The organism is Aquabacterium sp. UBA2148 (genome assembly GCF_002328915.1).
In the GTDB taxonomy this organism is placed as follows: domain Bacteria; phylum Pseudomonadota; class Gammaproteobacteria; order Burkholderiales; family Burkholderiaceae_C; genus Aquabacterium; species Aquabacterium parvum.
This window is the reverse complement of sequence record NZ_DCXA01000266.1, coordinates 1-584: the sequence shown is the minus strand read 5'-3', so window position 1 is coordinate 584 and position 584 is coordinate 1. Positions and strand designations below refer to the sequence as shown.

At 69.5% G+C, this 584-nt stretch carries 1 protein-coding gene; it reads right to left on the bottom strand.

What is annotated here, in order from left to right; all coding sequences use genetic code 11:
* Positions 1-359: nicotinate (nicotinamide) nucleotide adenylyltransferase (gene nadD / locus B2W70_RS14785; RefSeq protein ID WP_286746806.1), on the bottom strand; the 359-nt coding region annotated here is incomplete at its 3' end.
* Positions 360-584: the final 225 nt, after the last annotated feature.

Sequence of the window (584 nt, the reverse complement as noted above, 5' to 3'; positions counted from 1 at the left end):
ACGCGGGCCAGCAATTCGGTCCAGCCCTGCCATGTCGGCAGGTTCAGGTACTGGTCCAGGCCGATGATGAGGCACCACTCGGTGACATCGGGGTGAGCGGCTTGCAGGGCCCGCACGGTGTCGAGCGTGAAAGACGGCCCTTCGCGATCCACTTCGATGCGGTCGACCGTGAAGCGCGGCTCGTGCGCCACCGCGCGCTCGACCATGGCAACACGGTGCTCGGCGGATGCGAGCCGGCGCGCCTTCTGCCAAGGCTGCCCCACAGGGACCCAGCGCACCTCGTCAAGGCGCAATGCGATCAGGGCCGATTCGGCCAGCGCGACGTGGGCCACGTGCACGGGGTCGAAGCTGCCGCCCATGATGCCCACGCGTCGGCCAGCGAGGCCTGGTACAGCCCCGGCACCCTGCCCGGCCGCAGTCATCGGGGCACCAGCCGGGGCAGACGCGGTCGCCGAGGGCATCGAGGAAGGGTTCGCGGCGGACAAGTCGCTCAAACCCAATCCCGTGGTGGCAGGAAGTCGGTGTAGAGGCGCGACTCGGGTGTGCCGGGCTCGGGGTGCCAGTTGTAGCGCCAGTTCACCACC